The sequence below is a fragment of the Bacillus sp. FSL K6-1145 genome, assembly GCF_038003425.1.
GTDB lineage: Bacteria > Bacillota > Bacilli > Bacillales > Bacillaceae > Bacillus > Bacillus pumilus.
In genome coordinates this window covers 822,171-845,369 of record NZ_JBBOPC010000001.1, presented here as the reverse complement: position 1 = coordinate 845,369, position 23,199 = coordinate 822,171, and the positions used below count along the sequence as shown (strand labels likewise).

Here is a 23,199-nt window from a genome sequence, read left to right as displayed (position 1 = left end):
TTATGGAAGAACAAAAATGACGATAAAGATGAAGATGATGATTGCCATAAAAAATCCTAAAGCTATTGCCATTATGTTTGACTCTTTTGTGTAGCCTGTTAATTCACCTACAGTCGATCGGTCAATTTTTCTAAAACGAAAAAGCATGCTTATATTTAAAATGGCTAGAACCATCAAAAACAAGAAAATGATCAATGCAGGATCGACGTCACTGAATGTATTATCCACATTTTGAAAAGTGAATGATTGAATAAACATAATGCCACTCAATATGACTTTCCAAACATTATCTAACCGTTTTTCTTTTTCCCACTCTTTCCCTAATTTCTCTTTTTCATAAATAGCTATCTGCTCGAAAATTGGAATGAAAGATTTTGTTGTCCCTTTTCTAATAAAGCCTAAAATGCCTTGAAGAAGCATTAAAATTCCTAAACAAAAAAGGAAATGTGTAAATTGGATTTTAACAATTTGAATCAACATAAAAAAAACGATAATCATAAGTCCGACAAATAAATTAGAGACAGCTATTTGTTTTGTCCTCATCTTTTTCAGTGCAGCTTGTTCCATGTAATACTCCTCTCCGTTTCAAAGGTTTCTGTTGAACGCTCTATCTTTATTACGATTTCACTGAATAAATGTTTCAATATTTTCCCTTTCTACTGTCAATTCGGCTTTTTTCGCAAATGAAAAGACGCCCATCATTCGAACGTCTTATTCTTCTTCAAGAAATCATCACATCATATTTGAGCAACTGTTCTGTTTTTTATTTGTTGAGCTGCCAGATATTTAAAGTCATCAATAGACAGCTGTCTAGATGTCTTTTCTCCATGCTGTCTAATATTTAGCGATTTGTCTTGCATTTCTGTATCACCAATGACAGCGATATAAGGGATTTTTTGCATTTGTGCTTCTCTCATTTTATAGCCGAGTTTTTCATCCCGTTCATCGATTGTGACTCTGATTCCGATCTTTCTTAATTGCTGCTGCACCTCAAGGCAATGATCAAGGTGAATCTTTGAGACAGGAATGATTTGTACTTGCACTGGTGCCAGCCATAACGGGAAGGCACCTGCAAAATGCTCGATGAGAATCCCAAAGAAACGATCTAGAGAACCAAAAATGGCACTGTGAATGACAACTGGTCGTACCTTTTCATTCTTTTCATTGATATATGTTAAATCAAATTTCTCAGGCATTTGAAAATCCAGCTGAATTGTGGCGCACTGATGGCTCCGCTGCAAGGCGTCTTTAATATGAAAATCGATCTTCGGTCCATAAAATGCCCCATCTCCTTCATTTAGCTGGTAATCGACCTTTAGCCGATCAAGTACATTCTTTAGCGCTGATTCAGAGATATCCCAAATGGCATCATCCCCTAACGCTTTTTCTGGACGAGTGGATAGTTCCACAGAGTACTCAAACCCAAATGTCCGATACACATGATCAACTAATTGGAAAATCCGTTTGATTTCAGCTTCAATTTGATCTTCTCTCAAAAAAATATGGGCATCATCTTGGCAAAAAGTTCTGACCCTGAACAATCCATTTAATGCTCCGCTAAATTCATGACGATGCACCTGACCGAACTCAGCCATTCTGATCGGAAGGTCTCTGTATGAATATAAGTTATTTTTAAACATGAGCATATGCCCTGGACAATTCATCGGTTTTAAAGCAAAGCTTGTATGATCTACTTCTGAGAAATACATATTTTCATGATAATGATCCCAGTGACCTGACTTTTCCCATAGCTCTTGGTTCATCATAAACGGTGTGCTCACTTCTTCATATTGCGCTTTGTTTCGCACTTCTCTTGAAAAGGCCATTAATTCATTTCTCACAATCTGACCTTTTGGTAAATAAAACGGCATACCTGGCGCTTCTTCCGAAAACATGAACAGAGATAATTGTTTCCCTAATTTCCGGTGATCACGTTTGCTTGCTTCTTCTATGAAATGAAGATACTCAGCTAGATGTTTTGGATGTTGAAACGCTACACCATACACTCGCTGCAATACATCTTGATGACTATCACCCCTCCAATAAGCCCCTGCAACACGTGTTAGCTTAAATGACTTTACGAACCCAGTAGAAGGTAAATGAGGCCCGCGGCATAAGTCGATAAATTCACCCTGCTGATACACTGTGATGGCTTCTTCAGATGGGAGTCGTTTTAAAATATCCAGCTTATATGGATCATGTGCAAACAACGATTCAGCTTCTTTGTAAGAGACCTCCTTTCTTTGGATGAGATGATTCTCGTTTATGATTTTTTCCATCTCTTTTTCAATTGCAGCCAAATCCTCTACACTTAATGTTTGATTCAGCTTCATATCATAGTAAAATCCATTTTCGATAACAGGTCCGATTCCAAGTGTGACATTGTCGAATAACCTTTTCACAGCTTGGGCTAATACGTGTGCCGATGTATGGCGCAGTACTTCAATCCCTTCTTTTGAATCGAGTGTGACAATAGACAGCCGAGCATCGCTTTCCAGCTGATGGCTTACATCGACCATTTGTTCATTAATCTTTCCTGCCACTGCTTTCTTCCTTAAGCTTGGGCTAATATTGGAGGCAACATCTGCGACAGTCGTACCTGCAGAGAACTCCTTTATCTTTCCATCTGGAAATTGAATCTTCACCATTTTTTCTCTCATGACTGACACACCTTTCATTTTTTGAAATAAAAAAACACACCCATCCCTCATAAAGGGACGAATGTGTAATCCGTGGTTCCACCCAAATTCCCATAACGCATATTCGCTTTATGGCTCTGGTGCCGTAACGTGGCATAGTCGGTATTGGATACTTCAATTTTCCCCAATACAGCTCAAAGGTGGTAAGACAACTTTTCTGCGTTAGGAAGATTTCAGCGTGACTTCCCTCTCTAGTAACCGATAAAAGTGGCTCATGTCCTTTTCAAAGCAATGATGATAGTTGAGTGAACAAAAAAACACACCCATCCCTCATAAAGGGACGAATGTGTAATCCGTGGTTCCACCCAAATTCCCATAACGCGTATTCGCTTTATGGCTCTGGTGCCGTAACGTGGCGTAGACGATATTGGATACTATGATTTCCCCAATACAGCTCAAAGGTGGTAAGACACTTTTCTGTGTTAGGAAGATTTCAGCGTGACTTCCCTCTCTGGTAACCAGTAAAAATGGCTCATGTCCTTTTCTTCGCTTTTAATTTCTCCATATCTTACATGAAGGTGATGGATCATGTAAAGCTTTATTTTTTTGCAGTGCAATTGAATTTCATTCTTTAAATGATATGTTGCGTGAATTTACTTGGGCTGTATTCAATTTTAAACGCGGGAGATAGGGCTCGTTTCACTTCTTCAGTGATACGCTCTCCTTCTTGATTGAATTTCTTTTCCATGTCTGCACCATTTGGCAGCAAATCATCTGTCTCTTCGTCAAACCAGCGGCCATACTGTATAGCCCAATTCCAAATCTTCGAGAAAAGGGTATCGCTTATTGGTACATCGTCTCTTTCTAAATGACATTGACAATGCCCACAATGAAAAGGTTCACCACCGTAATCTCCTTCAATTTTCACAAAAGGATGATCCTCAAATTCTCGACAGCACACCCATTTTTTAAATTGCTGACCGAAGTCTGTCAATTTAATTGAGTAATAACGCATGGAAGTGCGCCTTCCTATCATGTCAAAAATTCCTTGATCAATTAATGCCTTGAGTCGATGCTCAATAAAATCATCACCGATATACTGTTCTAAATGACCGAGGACTTCCCCAATTAAACGTGGAGTTTTGATGTACTCCTCTTCGGGATCTGACTGATGAAGCCGCTTAGCCATTTTCACTAAATAAGCATCAAATTCATCTTCTGGTACACTGATCGTTTGTCCTTTTTGCCATATCCTCAGGGTATGGTTTTCTTTAGCAAATGATAGCCATTCGTTTTGTAAATTCTCTCTTTCTTCTTTTGACACTGCATGAATATGATCTTTACATCTGTACAAAACCTTCAATTTTTCAGTTGTGATTTCCCCGGCATGTCGAATATCCATTCGTCTTGTATTTGTATTGAACAGCTGATCAAATGCAGTCGTTGTATTGATGAGAGACAATTCAATGTTTTTCTCTTTTAATAAATAGATGGCATATCGCAAACCAATTTGCTCATGGGCATTATTGCCTGTCCAGATGAGGATACTCGTACCATCTTTTATATCTTTTATTTGCTGAAACATTCTATGCTGATTGGTGATCATGTCATCAAAATAGCCATATTCATTTGACATCACGTGACGAAGCCACTCTATACGTTTCTCCTGTCCTTCTTGTTCATGTAAATGCAGAAGGGGTCCAATCGAATAAATGTCATCAAAGGCGATGATCTCATTTACTTGGTCTTGCTTCATTTCGCGCAATGCTTGTTTTAAACTACCGGCAGCTGCTGCTCCAAATACGATATGTATCATCAGTCGTCTCCCTTTATCTTACAGTTTACTTCATCTTCACCTATTCATGGTTCCCTCGTCAATTCTATTGAGTCAATTTCATTCAAAAGTATGACAATGAGAGGTTAAGATATATATAGAATGCAGAATTGAAGAGACTATATCCCATGAAATGGGGCAATCTGTTTACTGAGCTCGCTTTAAAACTTTCTCTCTGAATGATTGATAGAATCCCCCTTCATTTAGTTCAAATTCTTATTCACAAATTCCCCTTCACAATCGTTCTCTTGGCTTTCTTAACAATTCTGCTAGTTGCTTTTGTGTCAGAATTCTTTGACCACTGGTCGCACAGGTTTGTTACCCAATTTGGTTGTGTTTTACTTGCGTCATTGAGCCAGTTTCCTACAGAATCTTGAACATATATGGATGGATCGGATTTGAGTAAATTTAGAATAGGCAGTGCCCTCTCTGGCTCTTGTTTTAATAACTCAATATGCTTTGTCCATACCCCTCTCGGACGGAGCGACTCTACAGAGAACCGGCGAATATTTTCATCCTCGCTTTTTGCCCATTCTGTTAAATGCTCTATACTTTGATCGAGCTGAAGACTTAGACTTTCTCTCACTGACATCCATGCAATTTCTCGAACACCAAAATGATGATCAGCTGCAAATGGATGAATGTACGCAAGTTTCTCTTCCAGTGTTGATAAACTCTGTTTGTTCATATAAGCAGCCCAGCATCGAACGCTATCAGATACGTGGTGAGCAAATACCTGCAGCACTTCCGCTTGTTTTTCTTCATTCTCTTCACGCAGCACGTCATCTAACAATTGACCAATGAGCCGAATGGCTTTCATTCCTGATTCAGCTTTTTGTTTAGCGATCTCAGATGATACTTCCCCTAAACGATGGTCTAAACCAATGGACGACAAAACATGCTGTATTAGCGTCATATGATTGACAGCCAGCCATTCAGTTAAATTCACACTTTCGATCTCTCCCTGATTCAAAAGGGTCAAGACGTCATGAGGGATATCAGTCCCCTTTCGAGCGCCTTTTCGATTGATCATTTCCTCACTTATTGGCATTCTGTATTCTCTCCTTGTCTAGTGGTTCTTTTGTTTGATATTCATTGTTTTTAAAAGGAATTTGTTGATGCTTTCAATCTTTGGATATTGACTCCTATTTTAGCAAATAAACAACTTCACTGGTGCATTCTTCAAATCAAAAAGGAACTACCCGAAATAAGTAGTTCCTTTCATACAACATTGAATGTAAGTTAGCTTCCTTGCCCGATCACCTTCAAACTCTTGCGCTGAGAAAATCGGTCAAACGCTACCATTAGAATGGTCATGAGTAGAGCGAGAAAAACAGTGCCAGCACTGATCCAGCTTAGGTTTAATATAGATGTTTCGCTTAGCACAATCCCTCCTACACCAGAGCCTAAGGCAAATCCGAATTGAATAAATGATGTATTGACACTTAATGCGATATCAGGAGATTTTGGTACAAGTGTGACAAGATATAGCTGCTGAGCTGGTGATGTGCTCCATGTAGCGATCATCCATATCATGATGACAGCCACCATGAGCACGAGATTACCTGTGACAAATGATAGCAGCAAGAGCATGATGATTTGCAAAATGATTCCTGAGAAAATCGTGAATATTGGGCCTTTTTTATCTGCCGCCATCCCTCCAAGGCTGGAGCCCAAAAAGCTGCATATTCCTGCTAGTAACAAAATGCCACTGATTTCTGTGATGCTAAGATTTGCTGATGCTTGCAGAAAGGGCGTTAAATAGGTAAACAACGTGGAATATCCACCTACATAGAATAGCGTCACTGCCACCGCCAGTAATATTCGCTTGTCTTTTAAAATCGATAACTGCATACGAAGCGTCACCGGTTCTTGTTCTTTCATAGAGGGGATTCGCCTGTACACAACAATCAGCGGAATCAGCGTGATCAATCCAATGGCTGCGAATAATGCTTTCCATCCGATCAGACTGCTTAGAAATGTCCCGATTGGAACGCCTAAAACCAAGGAGCTGCTGAGTCCCATTAAAATGATGCCAATAGCTGTTCCTCTTTTTTCACGTTCTACAAGACGAGTCGCAACAGCCATTGCCACTACAATAGCCGTCCCCCCACTGATTCCTTGTAAAATCCTTGTCATCATCACCATTTCAAACGAATGGCTGACACTTGTGATGACATTACTTAAAATAAAAATCATCAGCATCCATGACAGTATTTTTTTGCGGTCTATATTGATGGTCAGTGCAATGACAATCGGCGCGCCGATTGCCGCTGAGAGCGCTAAAGACGTGACCAATAATCCAGCGGCAGACGTCGTGACATGTAAATCATCTGCGACCATCTGGATAATGCCTGTAATGATATATTCGATTGTTCCGATTAAAAAGGCTGCTAATGCAAGTAAATAGACAACGGTTTTATTTTTCATCGTGACGTTTCTCCTTTGGGCACTGTTTACGATTTGATTTCATCTATAATAGGAATTTGAATTTCAATGAGTCTGCCTTCTTCATTTTCAGACAATGGGTAATAAATCTCTCGGCCTGGCTGGTCTTCTTTCACGCGGTATCCATTATTTTCGATCCATGTCGCTAGGTCAATACAAGCTGTTTGTGCAGATGGAGAATGTGAATGAAATAATAATGTCGCCATGGTTTCTTCAGCAGGTAATGTACGTATCGTGATCCCTTGAGGAAGAGTGCCCCTTAACGCTTTGACGGAATACCCCACCTCAAATTCGAACTCACTTTCTTTTTCGAATGATTCCCTCCATAGCACCACTTGTGGTCCCGAGATCGATTCTTGTTGATTTTTAAGTAATAAATGATGAAACGTTTGAAAGAATGAAGGAATTTCGTCAACAGTTCCGTTGGATTGGAAAGACATGATGCGTTTGCTTTCAACAGATTTGATGATGACCTCCTGTTCTTTTTCAACACATCCCTCTCGTTTGATGAGGTGCATCCGCTCCTTAATACGCGCTAATTTCTGTTGTTCTCTCTCGATCAATTGCTGAATTTCACTTTCTTTCAGCAGAAACATGCCCTGAATCTGCTCTACTGAGATATCTTCACGAAGAAGCTGAGCCATTTGCTTTAACGTAAAGCCCAATTCCTTGTACAGAAAAATTCGGTTGACCTCAAGCAGCTGTTCAGCTGAGTAATAACGGTATCCTGAATCTTGATCAATCTGCTTAGGCTTTAATAAATCAATTTGGTCATAATATCTTAAGGTTTTAACAGGCACTTTACTTAACATAGAAAAATCGCCGATCTTGAACATCCTGCATCTCCTCCGTTTTGTTGATCTGATCAAAGTATAAACCTTTCAGTTAAGGGGAAGGTCAACATGAAGTTGAATAAATTTTTCAAAAGCGCGAAAAAACCTAGATGTCTCTAACATCTAGGTTTTGCTCATTATTCTAAAATTTTTCTAACAAGCCCATCTCTTCAACAATCTTTATATCATTCATAAACCGTTGCAAACTTACTTTGTTCTCTTTTTTCTGTAAATCTGAAGAATAACCTAAGCATAGATTAAAAATACGATCTAACCTTTCACCGACTCCGCTATAAAAATAATTTGTTAATATTCCATTATTTTCACTTGCAAGAACCACAACTGTAGCCATCTCTAGTACATATTCAATATCTTCTTTAGAAATCGTTCGATCCTTTTTCTTAGCATTCATGAATTCATGACTATGAATAGAACGTATCCTACCTTCAAGTAAATTGAGTATAGACTTTTTATAGATGACATACACACTGTGAATATCACTTTTATCAGGACAATAGGGATCTTGTAAAATGAATTTTATACGCTCATCTTCTTTTTCCATTTTTACTGCATCAAGATCATTTAATAAAATGTTATCGATTTCTTCTATTTTCATAGGAGGAAAAGTGTTGGCTGCATCTGTTTTACTTTTCATTTGATCACTCTAAACAATCCAATCTTTCTAGGCACTTTACAATAGCTCCGCTTTTAAAGAAATTGAGTATGGCACCCTCGCTAAATCGTTCGGCTCTCACAACCTCCATCATAAGAGCAAGCACACACTGCGCATTTAAATTGAAGATGTCCACATTCTCCATATCATTCATTCCCGGTTCCATCCCATTTTCTTTGAGGATCTCTCTGTATCGGGTAAGCTCCATCTCTTCGTGTTGTTCTGCAAAGGTATAAATATCTTCAATCAAGTGACGGACCGTTTCGGAATATTTCACAAAAGGCATTTGAATCGGATGTTCAGCTGTTCCATCATTTCCATGATCGATCACCCATTCTCCTATATGATCTTCCTGAATCATCCGTATGTATTTTGTTAGACTCTCGAATTGGCTCATTCTTATCCTCCTCTATTTCATTCGTATGGTTTACTCTGTTCGATATCTATAGATCAGTATATAAAAAAATCCGTGATCATCCTACCAGCTAGACACCAGTATTCAAATCACGGACAGTCTTTATTTACTAAAAGTAAGTGGATATTTCATTTTTAATGATTTTAGCATGTAACAGGAGTGTCATTGATTCAAAATTAGGATGGAGCTTTCGAATATATCGAATCTCTATTTCCAACTAAATTGCTTTAGCTAAAATAATAAATCGGTGTTGTTTTGCGTCAAAATAACCTTTTTGTTCAATGGTTTTATGAATGGTGTATAATTCATCCTTGAAATTACTTATTTCAAAATCTGGCACTTGCCAAGGAATTGCTTTCAGATAATACACCAATGCTCCAATGTCGTAAAATCTTAGAATAGGAAACTCTTCAGCACTTTTCAAAATCTTAAAATGATTCTCCTGTATTTCTTTTAAAGCTAGCTTTAAGTTCCAATCAATAAATTCCTTATTTATTGATGCCCCTAGATTTTCATTAATCTCTATGCAATCGAGTCCACCTACTTGTTGAGTTAGAAAAACACCTTCTTTCGAGATAATTCTTCTCACCTCTTTAGATGAAAATGACTCATGTTGATTTATGATAAGATCAAATTTCCCATCCTCAAACGGAAGAGTTTCATCCTCATCAATTTGAACTACCTTTACGCCTAAAGGTGTTAATCGTTCTTTTGCGATAGGTACATTAGGCATGTAACCTTCTGTAGCATAAACTGATGATGGAAAAGGTCTCAACTTTGATAAAAATTCTCCACCACCTGTTCCCATATCTAGCATTGTTCTTGCATTTTGAACAAGAGAAGTAGCTATACTACCATATGACCACGAAAGCATATCACTTTTCATTCTTCCAGTTTCAGATATGAATGAGAAATCCCACCCAACAAAAGGTTCATCTGCTTGTTTTATTAACGAAGAAAATTGTTTGTCATTCATAATATCCCTCCAATACTCATTTTGCATTTTTAATAATTAAATATTTGGTGGGCCTCTTACGAATGTATAAAATTGTTATGTTTCATATTCTTTCAGTCTCATATTTAATAACTCCCTGTAAAAAATGATTTCCTTCACTATAACATATTTACCTATTATTTCTGTTTAGCTATATGACTTTCAAGATCTTTTAAAAAATGAAGGAATGGAGTCGAATTTTATGAGCTCAAATAAAATTGATGTAAAAATAATGAATGGTGAAAATACAAATAGAAATTGACTATGACAGTGTTATCAATTGTGAATTGCTTCACCCGGCTTTACTCTTTTTTGCTTTTCTGTCCATTTCCGCTTATAGCCAAACTGGTCTACCCCCCAGAACGAAAAATTGTGCTTACTTGTCATAAACATCTCATTTTTCGTTTTGAGTAGATGGTATACCTCAAACCTTTTATTTATCCCATACCCTCATCTGCCTTATGACCAATGTTGCCGTTTCACTCGGATGGCTAAGTGGGAAATGATGACCATATGGAACAAAATCAACCTTGCCAAGATGTGACGGGGCAGAATAGCCTTTGTCATAATCCCCCCAAATAATATGAAGACGATCCTTTGTGACCTCATTGAAATCATCTTGATTGGTTATCTGTAGTAAATGGTTAAGCTGAACCGTCGTATTTAATATTCTAGGAGACGTAAAACTATTTCTGACTTTTTCAATATAATGTTCAGGGATGCTCTCCGTATTTTCAAACAAACCATTCCTTAATACATAACGCCCTATCATATTAGTCGTTGCCCATTTCAATGTCCATTTGTTCATCAATTGAGGAACATGTCGCGATGCAGCATTTTTCTTATCAACAGGCGGCTGAAGTAAAGTGATTGAATACTTCTGATCGATGTACTCTTGTACCAATGCTTCCAAGAGAATATACGCACCGAATGAATGGCCGATTAGATGTGCACCATTCGTCGCTTTCTCCAATACCTTTTTCACGACATTCAAATAGATATCTAGAAGATGTTTCTCTCGTTTAAAAGGAGAACGTCCCAAACCTGGAAGATCCAAGATCCATACAGGTTGACCCGTTTTTTTATGAAGCTCTTGTGCTAAAGGGAATAAATCCTCTCCATCACTCAATAAACCATGTAATAAAATAAACGGTTTACCCTCTCCTTTTAATTGGTAAAGGGTCGTGTTATCACATAGTGTTCGTTTAAATAAATGATCATCCTTACCGTTTTGATTCATCATTCGATAATCCAGATCAGCTACTACAGCAGGGAAAAATTTCATGACACTCGTCTTCTGAAACCAATCTTCTCCCATTATTTTTTTCGCTGCAACATTTGAAAATGTTCGTTTTGTCATAAAGTTCAGTCCATCAGAAGGAATGTTTGTGAGTTTACTTACGCCACTATTCATCATAGCTTTCATCAGTGGCATTGGGACAGAGATTTTTGGTGCCCTCATATTCATACTTTCTGACATCACACTCAATAATTCACCAATATTCTGATCGCGCTGCTTGTCTTCAACAAGCGTATATGTTTGAATAGCCGGTTGCTCCAGTTTGAAAACCTGCACAATAAACCTCGCAAACTCATCGTTTGAAATAAGTGGTAACCTATAGTCCTTACCTCCAGGAATCACCGGCATGAGCCCTCTTCGCATACTCTTCACAAGCAAACCTAATCCTGCTATTTGCTCTGTACTCCCCGTTTGACTACTACCGACTACAGTTGGCGGATTAATGACAGAAAGCGGATAACCTACTGCTGATGCCTGTTGACGAATATAAAGATCTGCTAAAAATTTTGTTCTCTCATATGGATTTTTTATTTTCAAATAGCTGTTTCCTTCTTTAAACACATCAATTTCAATCTTGCTATTTTGATCATCAAAGGGACTCATATAACCGACAACATGAATAAATTGCTGCAAGCCCTTCAATTGATGAATACTTTTAGCTAAGTCACTCATATGTTTGGCGCCATTTAAAAAGACGGAAGCTGCCTTTTTACTTGTCGCTTGAATATCCATGGGTCCTCCTGCGTGAATGATCACATCCGTTTTCAACACCTTCTCCTTATCTTCAGCATTTAGACCCAAATCGACTTTCGTCAAATCACCTTCAACAAAGTGCATCACTGCCTCTTTTAAAATACCTCTTTCTTGAAAAATGCGTGTTGCTTTACTTTTCGACCTCACTAAAAGAAGAATGTTCACATCCTCTTTGGCTAATTCTTTTACTAACTCCTTTCCAATAAAGCCCGTTCCACCAATTAATAATACTGTTCTCATATAAACATCTCCCTTTTAGTACTAATTAGTACTAATTTAATGTGAAAAAAAAGCTTCTTTATCGAAGCAAGTTAAAAATATGATCGGCTGTTTTCGTAATGACAGTGGCATCCTTCAATGTTTCTGAAATAAATAACGCGCCTTCAAGATTGGTAATAAATAGTGATGCAACCTCATCAATATGAATCGTCTTTCTGAATTCTCCATTCTCTACTCCTTGTTTCAGTAATAGAGAAACCTTCTTTTGTAATCCTGTAAAAAACAGACCTATTTTTTCTTTTATTTGTGTGGCCTGTGTAGGACTTTGAATATAAAGAGTAATAAATGGACAACTCCCTTTATAGTCTCTCGATTGAACTCCTTGTGATAATTGCTTTAAAAATAGTTGGATACGTTCTTCAACTAAAAATTGGTTCTGAGATAGTACGTCATCAATTGCAGATTGATACATGTCAATCCAATAATCAACGACCCCTTCTAATAATTCCTCCTTATTAGAAAAGTGATAATACACATTAGACTTTGACACTTTGCTTACACGTACTAATTCATCCATGCTTGTATAAGCAAATCCTTTTTCTAAAAATAAAGTTGCAGCTACTTCAAGCACACGTTTTTGATTCATTAATTTTACTTTTTTCATAATTAGAACTATATAGTACTAATTTAAATATTGCAAGTGTTGATGTTCATTTAGAAACTTGTTAGAATTGAAGAAGATGACGATGACGTAGCCAATGAAACGTTTGAGGTCATGGCATGTTGGCATCAAGAATTACATAATCACATAGAAAAGGATGCTCTTACTGGACCCTTGAAAATATTAAGGTGATCTTTAAAGAGCAGGCCAAAGATTTTCATAGCAAAATCGGATTTATTAAAGCAAATATCTTAGACAAAATGGAGATGAAAATTTTTAAGAAATACTTTAAATTAATTGTAAAAAGTTGTATCTTATAATATTATTGTTTCAATGGTTAGAAGGGAGTCCAAGGATGTTAAAAAAGTTTGAATGGATAGGTTTTATTATTGCTATTTTAGGATTAGTTTCTACTATTTTTTTAGAAAGACAGACTTATTATTACTCTTATATTGCAATAGGGATTGGGGCAGCAATTACATTTATTTCTTTCTTTTTCAGAAAACTTGTTAAGAAACAAAAATAGGAGGTTTTTTTTATGAAGAAAGTATTTATTCTTATTTTAATGTTAACATTAGTTTCCACTGGGTTTTCCCCTTTTATAAATTCAGTAAATGCAGAGGATAACAATAGTGTAATACCTAGTAATAGTACATATGAATATGAAGTTTTGACTGATAAACCTACATATCAAAAAATAAAAGTAGTGAATAAAGAAACAGGCGAAGTTGAATACTTAGAAAGTTTCAAAAAGAATAATGAATATTCATATATAGCGACAACTAAAGATGCTATTTATGATATTAAATCAGACGAAAAAGGGGTTACAGTTACTAATAGAGATACGGGAAAAGAAGAGATTACTGTATCTAAACTTGATGAGATTGTAGAAGATAAAAGTAGTATAATGCAAACTCGTAGTAGTTGGTCAACTGTTAATAGTTATAAATCTTCAGGTTCCCTTAATACAACAGTTGTAACAACAATTGCTGGTATAATTGCTTCAATTTATGGAGGACCAGTTACAGGAGTGGTAGTTACTATAGCTGGAGCGTATGCTTCAATTAAAGCTCCGAATACATATTTTCGGGTACAACAACAAGCGAAAGTAGAAGGTAATGCTTATTATAGAAGAGATGTTTTTAAATGGTATAAATACCATGATTATACAAAATATTTAGGTCAAACAACTTCAAAAACTTGGAGAATAAGATAACAAATGATGACGCGTCAAAAACTAAACCATGACTTATATTTATTAAAAGTCATGGTTTAGTTTAATTGTTTTTCTCGTCGTTTTCTTTTTATTGAGTGTGCCATTCGTCAATATGGTCATCACTGGATAGTAAAGAACAGGCTGAAGAGCCTGTTTTTTTGTTTCTTAATATCATGTACTTTAAGGTAATTGAGGAGTGATTGATGTGTTTTGGAATTGGGTAGTAGGCGTGATCGGGATAATCATAGGAGCCTGTATCTTTGCAACGGAGTTCGAAGATGTTACTTTCTTCACTCGCTTTATTTTCAAGCTTATTGCGATCTTACTTCTTGTGTTTTCAGTGACTTTTATTAAGTGGCGGCGTAAAAAAACACAACAGACTAAGGCATAGTCTACCTCTTTTTTTGACATGTTTTCATCCTAACATTGATTGATTTAGCGTTGGGGATTAATTGGAAAATTTCTTTTTTGGTTGCGGTGTCCGCAATCATTTTTTTTATTTTTCAGTGCTTCGTTTTGAGGAATATTTTTGTGGTAGAATCCGTTCACTGTGGAGGTGAATGTGATGACAATTGAAATTCATGTGATGGATTTAGGTGCAATCATTATGTTCGTTTTGATGATCATTTCATGTGCGATTTCAGAAGCAGAAGAAGCCGACCATTGAGTCGGTTTTTTCTTTACACGTTTGACGGAAATCGAGAGATTTTAGAACGCACACAGGGGTGCATATAAGTGCGTCATTGTTATGTGTGTTCTATTTTGAAAATTGCCACCACTTTTTTTGTTGAGCTGCAGCAATCATTTTTTTGTTTCAATGGATTCTTTCAAAGCGAGCATGAGATTTTCATCTCGCTTTTTTTGTTGTTCTTCAAATTGTTCGAGTCGTTTTAGGATGGCTCGATTAAATTCCTCTTGTCTTTGAATGAGATCGGCGACATTGACATCTTGTAGCGGTGTAGCGGTATCCGATATGGACAAGTTGGACCGATACAAGGTCGCTACAAGTTTGGCTACTTCTTCTAGTGATTTACCACTCAATTTAGAGTGTGTATATATACTCCATAGCGGATAAAACGGACTCATTATACTGACGCCATCCCTTAGTGTCTCTGGCGAAATTATAGCCGTTTTTCTCAAGCATGGCGGCGTATTTGCGTATCGTGACGCTGGAGACATTGAGCTTGTTTGCAATGTCTTGTGAAGAAAGGTAGGTTTCGGGTTTCATAGCGGGTTCATCTCTTTATGATTCATTCGCTACGGTATACGCTACGCCCTTCTAGATCAAAAGGCAAGATGTTTTTGTTTTGCGTAGCGGGTTGAAAGAGAAAAAATTTGATAAGTGTCGCCGGAGACATTTAGGAAAAGGTGAAAAGAGCATAAGGGAAAACTGCAACCACTTCATGTTTGAAATCACAGTGTGATTTGTTTTGTGCCGGTTGCGATTTTTGAAAGAAATGTGCCTAAAAATGAAATTCTGACACACCTTTTTTTAGGAGGAAAATGTGGGGATGTGCCAGAAATAGTAAAACTGACACACCATAAAAAGGAAAAGCGAGAAGAATTGAGTAACGTTTTGTGTTTGAAAAGGAGCGCACTGCACACAAAGAAAGGGAGCGTTTTGCAAAAAAATCAGTAGCAACAAGGGTTTAAAAACTGTGAATTAAGTTCGTATTTGTTTTGTGTTGTTTCGGAAAAGTGTGCATTCAAAAGGAGCGTTACTGTTTAAAAAATGGAGTGAAAAACACTTGGCATGAGTCAACGGTAAGCGGAACGAAAGTGAGCATTAAGGAGTTGACTCATTCACCACACCCAAAGCCTATTGATTCAAACAAACCCCGAAAGAAATGCCCGCAAAACAAAAAAAGCTCGAAAATCTAATATTGATTTTCGAGCCTTGATTAAAGTCTATTTTTTCACGAGCGATACAACAGTCTCCACATGCGCCGTATGCGGGAACATATCGACTGGCTGCATGTATTCGATTTTGTAGTCTTTTGACATGTATTCAAGGTCTTTTGCTAGTGTTGATGGGTTGCAAGAGACGTAGACAAGGCGTTTTGGCTTGACTTGTTTGACGGTGTCTAAGAAAGTGCGCTCGCAGCCTGTTCTTGGCGGGTCCACGACGATGACGTCAGGACGGAAGCCTTCTTTGACCCATTTTGGCAGCCAATGTTCAGCTGTTCCTGTCACATAGGTCGCGTTTTTCATGCCGTGTTTTTTGGCATTTTTCTTGGCATCATCAATCGATTCTTTGATGACATCCATTCCTCGTACTTCTTTGGCGCCATCTGAAAGCCACATCCCAATCGTTCCAACGCCGCAATACGCATCGACAACTTTTTCTTTGCCAGTTAGTTTTGCCGCTTTTTTCGCTTCGTCGTAAAGCTTTAGCGTTTGCTTCGGATTCAATTGGAAGAAAGCACGTGCACTCAGTTCAAAGGAGACGTCTCCTAAAAATTCTTGAATGACCATGTTGCCAGCTAGATGAGATGTCTTATGACCAAAGATGACCGACGTTTTTTCACCGTTGACATTGTGCATAATGGACGTCACTTCTGGCAGACGTTTTTGAATGGCTTCGGCAATTTCTTTTTTCTTTGGAAATTCAGGTTTTGATGTGACAAGAACAACTTGTACTTCACCTGTTTCAAAGCCAACTCGAACAACAATCGACCGCACGTCGCCTTTTCTTGTCCGTTCATTGTAGACCGATACACCGAATTTCTCTAAAATTTTGCGGACAACGCCCGTTGTTTTGTTCGTTTTCGGATGCTGCACGATGCATTCCTTGATCGGGACAAGCTTATGAGAGTTCAGTCCGTATAGCCCCGCAATGATGTCGCCGCTATGAGAACGCCCTACTTGGAACTGACTTTTATTCCGGTAGTGCCAAGGATCTTCCATACCGATCGTTGGTCGAATATCTAACTTTTCAACTGATATCTTCGTATGGCGTTCCATTGATTGAATGACAATATCTCGTTTTTCCTTTAGCTGCTGCTCGTACGCCAAATGCTGAAGCTGACATCCGCCGCACTCTTCGTAAACTGGGCATGGCGGTTTCACTCGATGCTCGGAGCGCTTTCTAACTTTTCTAACCGTACCTTCTGCATATTTTGCTTGGACATTCGTTGCTTCCACAACCACTTCTTCGCCTGGAAGCGCACCTGGGACAAAGACTACTTGCTTTTTAAAATAACCGACCCCTTCACCATTAATGCCAAGGCGTTTAATGGTAAGCGGAAACTGCTGTCCCTTTTGCAAAAGGGCACCTTGCTGTTTTTCCTTCACTTCATTCTCTCCGTTCTATCTGAACCCTTGATAGGTTGTCTTCATTTTATTCCATCTCATTAGTATACCATGACTTGGACAAAGAGAGAAAATCCCTTTCATTTATCTGTCTCAATGCTTCTCCATAAATATAAAGAAGCGTAACTTAAATAAGGAGTCCAATCCTTGCTTAATGCTGCCATCTCTTCTTTTGTCGGCTTTGCAGGCAGGTCAAAGTGCCGTTTGATGGCGTTTTGAATCCCGATATCTGCCATCGGAAAGAGATTCGGTCTTCCAAGTCCATTCATGAGCACATTTTGAACTGTCCAAGGTCCAATCCCTCTAATCGGAAGCAGACGTTCTTCCACCTCCAGATCAGTTAAATCGTGTAATTCTTCTAAAGAAAGAGAGCCACTCACAATTCGCTTTGAGACATCGATGACATATTCCGCTTTCCTCTGACTAAATTGGAGCTTTCTCAAATCCTCTGTTTCAAGTGAAGCGATGGCTTCTGGTAAAGGATCAAACCAAACCCCCTCTATTTGCTCGCCGTACGTATGAACAAACCGTTTCGTGAGTTCATAAGCAAACGCCAGATTGAGCTGCTGATGAATGATGCATTTCATCAAGCAATGATATAAGTGAAAATCCAGCATGAGCGGTGTCCCCTTATGACGCTCAAAAACGGGCGCTAAGTTGGTTTGAGAAAAATGCTCATGCACAGCGTCTAATTGATGCTCCATGCCAAATATCCGCTTCACCTCACATATGAGAGGTTCCCCAGGACCATTTCCTTTCACCCGAAACGTGGGTGCTTCTTTTGTTCCGGTGGCTTGAACGACGACAACGTATGGTTTTTGTTCTAATCTGATTGGTACTTTGATTTCTCTTTTATTCAAATCGACTGCTTTTAATGGATCATTTGATAAGCGTCTTAGCACTTGATCGAAGTGATATGGCGGTTCAACCACCAGCTGTTTTTCCCACATGTTTTCCCTCTTCCTTTCTGCAAACACGCGCAGATGCGATTGTTTCATTTTGCTTGAATGATTCTCTATATTAAATACTTTTGAATATAAAGAGTACAAGAATTTATCAGTTATATCTTCCTTATTTGTGGTCATTCTCCTTTTGGTCTGATGAAAGTTTTTGGTCGAATTCAGCTAATATTCGACATGATCCTCCAATATTTTAGGATCATTTTCCTTAAATTAGAAATAGAACCTCTGGGTGATATCTTCTATCCCGAAAAAATTTGTATAATTATGACATATCAAGGAGGTGACAAAGGAATTAGCTGATTAGGCAATCATTTGTTTTATCTTGCAGGAACATATTTTACCTCATTGATAACCGGCTTCACCTAGTTTCACTTTTTACGAAAAGGAAGACCCAAACATTTTAAAACAAAGGAGATCCGACCAATGAAAAAAACCATTCTTTCTATTGCCCTTGCCACTGCTGTTTCTTCGACTCTGCCAGTATTTGCTGACGCTGCTGAGAAAAAAACGTCAGCACCCGTCTCTACTACACTACAGCAAACTGTATTAAACAAAGCTGCTGAAGGAAAAGCTGGAACGACAGCTAGTCCTAATGTTAACGTCAACTTCGATGTTCTTGGGATTGCCAATGCGATTGTTAACGCAGTAAACGCAAATGCAAACCGTCCTGGGTTCGTTAAAGGCGTGATGGAAAGCACATTCTATGCTGCTGGTGGCAGATATAATGTCATGGTCTTTAACCTAAGCCAAAATTATGAAGACCGCTTTAACGGCGTGAAAACTTTTGCAACTGCTAATCTTGGTAACGTTGTTTACGGTATTTGGGTATTTGAAAGTGGTACCTTTAAAAACAACGGCGATGGCGGCTGGGATAACTGGGCGTTCAGAGGCTGGTTTGACCGTCAAGATAAATTTGTTACGTTCCGTCGTCCTTAATTCTCGGTTTTATCCATCAATCATACACGCACAATGGACCGATCTCAGTGATGAGATCGGCTTTTTTATGGAGAGAATGTATAAGTTCACTGGCGTTGCTTCATGATATAATGCAAGTCTGGAGGGGTGTATATGCTGAAAAAACTTGCAGTGACAAAGAACGGAGACTTGATTGAACATGCAACATTGCACCAGCTTTCAAGCCCCGATATCGCCTGGTATTGGATTGACTTTCATGCGCCAACGGAAAAGGAAGCAGCGCTGCTGAAGGAATTCTTTCAGTTTCATCCGCTTTCAATTGAAGATTGCTTCCATTATTTACAGCGGCCTAAGCTTGATTTTTATGAAGAGTATTTATTTTTCGTTCTTCATGCTCTCAATCAAAAAACACTTCGTTCAGAGGAAGTGGACCTGTTTGTTGGGGAAAGTTTTATTGTCACCTTTCATTTAAAGGAAGCACCATACATTGATCGTGTGATGCGAAAGCTAAAAGCATCTGAACACGCGCGAAATAGTGGACCTGAGCATCTTGCATACATGCTGATTGATGATCTGGTTGATGATTATTTCCCGATTATTTATCAAATTGAAGACAGGTTAAATGAGATCGAAGATGAAGAAGGTCATAAAACGTATGGTACTTTAATGAACGAAGTATTCGGAATTCGGTCAGACTTGTTAAAGCTAAGAAGGACAATTATTCCGATGAGAGACCTTTTATATCGTATCGTGAACATTAATATGATGAAAAACGATAAAAATAGACAAGCCTATTTCAATGATATCTATGACCACCTACTGAAATTAACCGAGATTGTCGAATCAAACCGTGATATGACAGCCGATTTACGAGACAGCTATCAGACGCTGAATTCTAACCGAATGAATGCAATCATGATGACGCTGACCATTGTATCGACCATCTTTATTCCATTGACCTTTATTGTAGGGGTGTACGGAATGAACTTTGATAACATGCCTGAATTACACTGGAAGTATGGCTATTTTGGCGTACTGATTTTCATGGGTCTGCTCGTCTCGGGTATGCTTTTGTGGTTTAAGCATAAAGGATGGTTCCGCATATTCAAATAATGTGTGGAGTGAATGGCTGAGGAGGCGGTTAGATGAAAAACTGGATTCCATTGTCTCATCAAGAACTAAAGCTCGTATGGGAGACGCTCTATCGAGATTTCAAATTTAATCCGAGCCTCTCTCGTTTTCCCTCATTTCGCGTACCTTCTCCTTTCATTACATATGATATTTCTGCTTGTTTTGAGGACTCTTCCCTTCTTCATGCAGATGAAGACCTTGAAGAGAAAGCATGACTTGTTTTTCAGGAGCTTATCAGAACAGACGAGTATATGCTGGCACTTGATTGGCAGCACGAATGCTACTGGATCACACCATACGGCTCATTTGAAAAAGATGAATTCGGAGATTGGGCAGTGCCTGTGCTACCGAACGGGGATTATTATTTCTTTTTATCAAAAGAGATGCATTGGGGCTTGCTAGGACACCCTTGGGAGCAAAGTATCACGATTTTCGGTGAGGGTTTGATTGACTCTTTCACGCGTCATCATCCGATTTTGTTTCAGCGTAAAATAAGAGAAGGATAAAGAAAAAGCTCGCAGGTCTTCTGCAAGCTTTTTTCTATAGCTGAGGCAGATGCCATACTTTTTCAAGCATGAGATCGTCTAGGCTTTTAAAGGAATAACCTTGTTTTTTCAGTGCCGTGATGGCATCATCCAATGCCTCGGCATTGTCTCTTGAGACGGTATGAAGTAAGTAAATGGCACCTGGATGCGCCTGCTTCATCATTTGATCGTAAGCATACTGTTTTCCTTTTTGATGATGAATATGCCAATCCACAAACGCCACTGACCAAAAAACGGTTTGGTAGCCTAGCTCTTTTGTTTCCTTCAGCACTCTTTCACTGAATACACCGCGCGGCGGACGAAGATAGAGGTTGTCTTGTTTTCCAGTGATTTTGTATACAGCTTCATTGACGCGTCCCAGCTCTTCTTTGATTTCTTTCGTACTCTTTGTTGTTAAATCTGGATGGTGATAGGAATGGTTGCCGATGATATGACCTTCCTCCGCCATACGTTTAACGAGCTCAGGCTGGTCCTTGACAAAGTGACCTGTCACAAAAAAGGTGGCTGGCACTTGATGCTTTTTCAGCACATCTAAGATCTTCGGCGTGTACCCATTTTCATAGCCATTGTCGAAGGTAAAATAAATCTCTTTCTTTTTCGTATTTCCTAAATAGAAGGCATCATACTTTTTTAAAAGAGCGTTCAGTTCTTTACCCGCATCTGCTGGCTTGTGTTCTTTGCTTTTCGCAAATCCCCAATGGACGGGCTTATTAGATACGGCTTCCGCTTCTGAGAGAGGCATGGATACAAAAAGCGCACATAAACAGATGAGCATGTATTTTTTCATTTACGTCACTTCCCGGTTTTTCTTCTATTGTGCAGAATAAGACCGAGACTCATACACTGATTCACCTGCCAATTTAAAGAAAAAAGCCCGCACTGTGCGAGCTATTCTTCCTTCCAATCACTTTTAAACCGTTCATATTTCGCTTCTAGGTCGTCAATCATCTGGATCAGTCTGTCTATATCCTCAACATCTGTTGATTCAGGATCTAATGAATCAATCACATTCATAAACATATCTAATCGGTTCTTTAAATAATCAACCTGCTGCTCTTTGCTGTCTGCTGCCTTACCCATAGATACACTCCCTTTAGCATTTGTTTATAGCTTATCTTTTTTTCCCTTGTAAATCAATGAAACCCCACTTGCGTATAACGGTGATGGGGCTTAAAATTAACTGTTGGCGGGTCCACGTTTGCCCGAATGAAAAGGAGATAGATACCATGAACCAAAAAACAGCACTTCGTCCGATTACACCTGCATATGACCCTTGGGAAGCCTATCTTGATGTGCAGGATTACGGAGAGATGAAGCTGACAAATATTGAATTGACAACTACGACGTTGTGTAACATGAGATGTGAGCACTGCGCGGTCGGCTATACTTTGCAGCCAAAAGACCCGAATGCACTGCCGCTTGATTTACTGCTTCGCCGTTTAGATGAAGTTCCGCTTCTGCGCTCAATCAGTATTACAGGTGGAGAGCCGATGCTTTCTCTCAAATCTGTGCGGGAATATGTCGTCCCTTTATTAAAGTATGCCCATGAACGCGGCGTCCGTACACAGATCAATTCAAACTTAACACTTGATTTGGCGCGATATGAAGAAATTATTCCATACTTAGATGTTCTTCACATCTCACATAACTGGGGAACTGTCGAAGAGTTTGCAACGGTCGGTTTTGCGATGATGGACAGAAAACCAACCTTTGAGCAGCGCGAGAAATTATTTAACCGCATGATTGAAAATAGCCGGGCACTTGTCAAAGCAGGTGTTACCGTATCTGCTGAAACCATGCTTAATAAACGCACACTTCCATATATTGAACACATTCACCGGCAAATTGTGGAGGAAATGAAATGCCAGCGCCACGAAGTTCACCCGATGTACCCAAGTGATTTTGCCAGCGCCCTTGAATCATTGACGCTTCCGCAAATGCGTGATGCGATTCATCAGCTGCTTGATATTCGTGATCAAGACACATGGATGCTGTTTGGCACCCTGCCATTTTATTCTTGCAGTACAGATGAAGAAGACCAGCGCCTCCTCAAGCGATTACGCCAGGAGAAACATGTCACGGTACGAAATGACCCTGACGGACGCTCACGGTTGAATGTGAATATTTTTGATGGGAATATTATTGTGACAGACTTTGGTGATACACCGCCGCTTGGAAATATTGCGACCGATACATTGCAATCAGCTTATACTCGCTGGATGGACACAAAATTAGCAAAAGAGCTGAATTGTCATTGTCCAAGCGTACAATGCCTCGGTCCGAATGTTCTTGTGAAAAACAGCTATTATCAAGATGTTGATTTTACTTCTCGTACAGCCAGGGGGTAAC

Annotated in this window: 23 protein-coding genes, 1 pseudogene and 2 other annotated features; of the genes and pseudogenes, 6 read left to right on the top strand and 18 right to left on the bottom strand. The window is 38.8% G+C overall.

Going from position 1 to position 23,199, the window contains the following annotated elements; all coding sequences use genetic code 11:
- The 11 genes from MHH41_RS04010 to MHH41_RS03960 form a co-directional block, all read right to left on the bottom strand.
- Positions 1–567 carry a hypothetical protein gene (locus MHH41_RS04010; RefSeq protein ID WP_050944769.1) on the bottom strand — a complete coding sequence of 189 codons (567 nt, stop codon included), beginning with the start codon at positions 565–567 and terminating at the stop codon, positions 1–3.
- Positions 568–737: 170 nt separating this feature from the next.
- Entirely contained in the window at positions 738–2,660 is a 1,923-nt protein-coding gene (gene thrS / locus MHH41_RS04005; RefSeq protein WP_340865740.1) for a threonine--tRNA ligase, read from the bottom strand.
- Positions 2,661–2,710: 50 nt separating this feature from the next.
- Positions 2,711–2,935 (bottom strand) — a binding site (T-box leader).
- A gap of 37 nt (positions 2,936–2,972) precedes the next feature.
- Positions 2,973–3,195 (bottom strand) — a binding site (T-box leader).
- Positions 3,196–3,270: 75 nt separating this feature from the next.
- The gene (locus tag MHH41_RS04000; RefSeq protein WP_340865739.1) at positions 3,271–4,455 is read right to left on the bottom strand and encodes a DUF1835 domain-containing protein; all 1,185 of its coding nucleotides are present in this window, start codon (positions 4,453–4,455) and stop codon (positions 3,271–3,273) included.
- 238 nt (positions 4,456–4,693) lie between these two features.
- Complete coding sequence (locus MHH41_RS03995; protein ID WP_226804788.1) at positions 4,694–5,524, bottom strand: DNA alkylation repair protein; 831 nt, start codon at positions 5,522–5,524, stop codon at positions 4,694–4,696.
- A 191-nt stretch (positions 5,525–5,715) separates the two neighbouring features.
- Complete coding sequence (locus MHH41_RS03990; RefSeq protein WP_226804787.1) at positions 5,716–6,903, bottom strand: MFS transporter; 1,188 nt, start codon at positions 6,901–6,903, stop codon at positions 5,716–5,718.
- A 26-nt stretch (positions 6,904–6,929) separates the two neighbouring features.
- On the bottom strand, positions 6,930–7,757 hold the full coding sequence (locus MHH41_RS03985) for a MerR family transcriptional regulator (protein WP_226804786.1): 828 nt from the start codon (positions 7,755–7,757) through the stop codon (positions 6,930–6,932).
- Between the two features lie 139 nt (positions 7,758–7,896).
- Complete coding sequence (locus tag MHH41_RS03980; RefSeq protein ID WP_050944775.1) at positions 7,897–8,409, bottom strand: hypothetical protein; 513 nt, start codon at positions 8,407–8,409, stop codon at positions 7,897–7,899.
- Between the two features lie 4 nt (positions 8,410–8,413).
- Positions 8,414–8,824 carry a DUF6508 domain-containing protein gene (locus tag MHH41_RS03975; RefSeq protein ID WP_340865736.1) on the bottom strand — a complete coding sequence of 137 codons (411 nt, stop codon included), beginning with the start codon at positions 8,822–8,824 and terminating at the stop codon, positions 8,414–8,416.
- A 235-nt stretch (positions 8,825–9,059) separates the two neighbouring features.
- Positions 9,060–9,821: a class I SAM-dependent methyltransferase gene (locus tag MHH41_RS03970; RefSeq protein ID WP_445661618.1), complete on the bottom strand. Its 762-nt coding sequence runs from the start codon at positions 9,819–9,821 to the stop codon at positions 9,060–9,062.
- A 448-nt stretch (positions 9,822–10,269) separates the two neighbouring features.
- On the bottom strand, positions 10,270–12,129 hold the full coding sequence (locus MHH41_RS03965) for an alpha/beta fold hydrolase (RefSeq protein WP_340865733.1): 1,860 nt from the start codon (positions 12,127–12,129) through the stop codon (positions 10,270–10,272).
- Positions 12,130–12,187: 58 nt separating this feature from the next.
- Positions 12,188–12,754: a TetR/AcrR family transcriptional regulator gene (locus MHH41_RS03960; RefSeq protein WP_113386849.1), complete on the bottom strand. Its 567-nt coding sequence runs from the start codon at positions 12,752–12,754 to the stop codon at positions 12,188–12,190.
- Between the two features lie 370 nt (positions 12,755–13,124).
- Between MHH41_RS03960 and MHH41_RS03955 the strand changes: the two genes are divergently transcribed.
- Both MHH41_RS03955 and MHH41_RS03950 read left to right on the top strand, forming a co-directional pair.
- Entirely contained in the window at positions 13,125–13,295 is a 171-nt protein-coding gene (locus MHH41_RS03955; RefSeq protein ID WP_340865732.1) for a hypothetical protein, read from the top strand.
- A 12-nt stretch (positions 13,296–13,307) separates the two neighbouring features.
- Entirely contained in the window at positions 13,308–13,985 is a 678-nt protein-coding gene (locus MHH41_RS03950; protein WP_340865731.1) for a hypothetical protein, read from the top strand.
- Between the two features lie 757 nt (positions 13,986–14,742).
- Here the strand turns inward: MHH41_RS03950 and MHH41_RS03945 are convergent.
- The 5 genes from MHH41_RS03945 to MHH41_RS03925 form a co-directional block, all read right to left on the bottom strand.
- Complete coding sequence (locus tag MHH41_RS03945) at positions 14,743–14,790, bottom strand: hypothetical protein (RefSeq protein ID WP_340866663.1); 48 nt, start codon at positions 14,788–14,790, stop codon at positions 14,743–14,745.
- Positions 14,787–15,071 (bottom strand): hypothetical protein, encoded by a 285-nt coding sequence (locus tag MHH41_RS03940; RefSeq protein WP_340865730.1) that lies wholly within the window; start codon positions 15,069–15,071, stop codon positions 14,787–14,789. Before MHH41_RS03940 ends, MHH41_RS03945 begins: the two co-directional genes overlap by 4 nt.
- Positions 15,028–15,213 carry an HTH domain-containing protein gene (locus MHH41_RS03935; RefSeq protein WP_340865728.1) on the bottom strand — a complete coding sequence of 62 codons (186 nt, stop codon included), beginning with the start codon at positions 15,211–15,213 and terminating at the stop codon, positions 15,028–15,030. The genes MHH41_RS03940 and MHH41_RS03935 overlap by 44 nt, the downstream gene beginning before the upstream one ends.
- Before the next feature lie 680 nt (positions 15,214–15,893).
- Positions 15,894–17,279 (bottom strand): 23S rRNA (uracil(1939)-C(5))-methyltransferase RlmD, encoded by a 1,386-nt coding sequence (gene rlmD / locus MHH41_RS03930; protein WP_340865727.1) that lies wholly within the window; start codon positions 17,277–17,279, stop codon positions 15,894–15,896.
- Between the two features lie 98 nt (positions 17,280–17,377).
- Entirely contained in the window at positions 17,378–18,247 is an 870-nt protein-coding gene (locus MHH41_RS03925; protein WP_310427856.1) for a DNA-3-methyladenine glycosylase family protein, read from the bottom strand.
- A 435-nt stretch (positions 18,248–18,682) separates the two neighbouring features.
- Here MHH41_RS03925 and MHH41_RS03920 point away from each other — a divergent pair, with 435 nt between their 5' ends.
- The 3 genes and pseudogenes from MHH41_RS03920 (at position 18,683) to MHH41_RS03910 (ending at position 20,811) form a co-directional block, all read left to right on the top strand.
- Positions 18,683–19,195 (top strand): hypothetical protein, encoded by a 513-nt coding sequence (locus tag MHH41_RS03920; protein WP_003218040.1) that lies wholly within the window; start codon positions 18,683–18,685, stop codon positions 19,193–19,195.
- Positions 19,196–19,327: 132 nt separating this feature from the next.
- On the top strand, positions 19,328–20,287 hold the full coding sequence (gene corA, locus MHH41_RS03915) for a magnesium/cobalt transporter CorA (protein WP_003218035.1): 960 nt from the start codon (positions 19,328–19,330) through the stop codon (positions 20,285–20,287).
- A 32-nt stretch (positions 20,288–20,319) separates the two neighbouring features.
- Positions 20,320–20,811, top strand: a pseudogene (locus MHH41_RS03910) (DUF2716 domain-containing protein).
- A 34-nt stretch (positions 20,812–20,845) separates the two neighbouring features.
- Here the strand turns inward: MHH41_RS03910 and pdaA are convergent.
- Together pdaA and MHH41_RS03900 are read right to left on the bottom strand one after the other, a co-directional pair.
- Positions 20,846–21,637, bottom strand: a complete 792-nt coding sequence (pdaA, locus tag MHH41_RS03905; protein ID WP_310427853.1) for a delta-lactam-biosynthetic de-N-acetylase — start codon at positions 21,635–21,637, stop codon at positions 20,846–20,848.
- A 101-nt stretch (positions 21,638–21,738) separates the two neighbouring features.
- A complete protein-coding gene (locus MHH41_RS03900) occupies positions 21,739–21,930 on the bottom strand; it encodes an SE1561 family protein (protein WP_044139757.1) in 192 nt (63 codons plus the stop codon).
- Positions 21,931–22,076: 146 nt separating this feature from the next.
- Between MHH41_RS03900 and yfkAB the strand changes: the two genes are divergently transcribed.
- Positions 22,077–23,198: a radical SAM/CxCxxxxC motif protein YfkAB gene (yfkAB, locus tag MHH41_RS03895; RefSeq protein ID WP_340865725.1), complete on the top strand. Its 1,122-nt coding sequence runs from the start codon at positions 22,077–22,079 to the stop codon at positions 23,196–23,198.
- Position 23,199 lies beyond the last annotated feature (1 nt).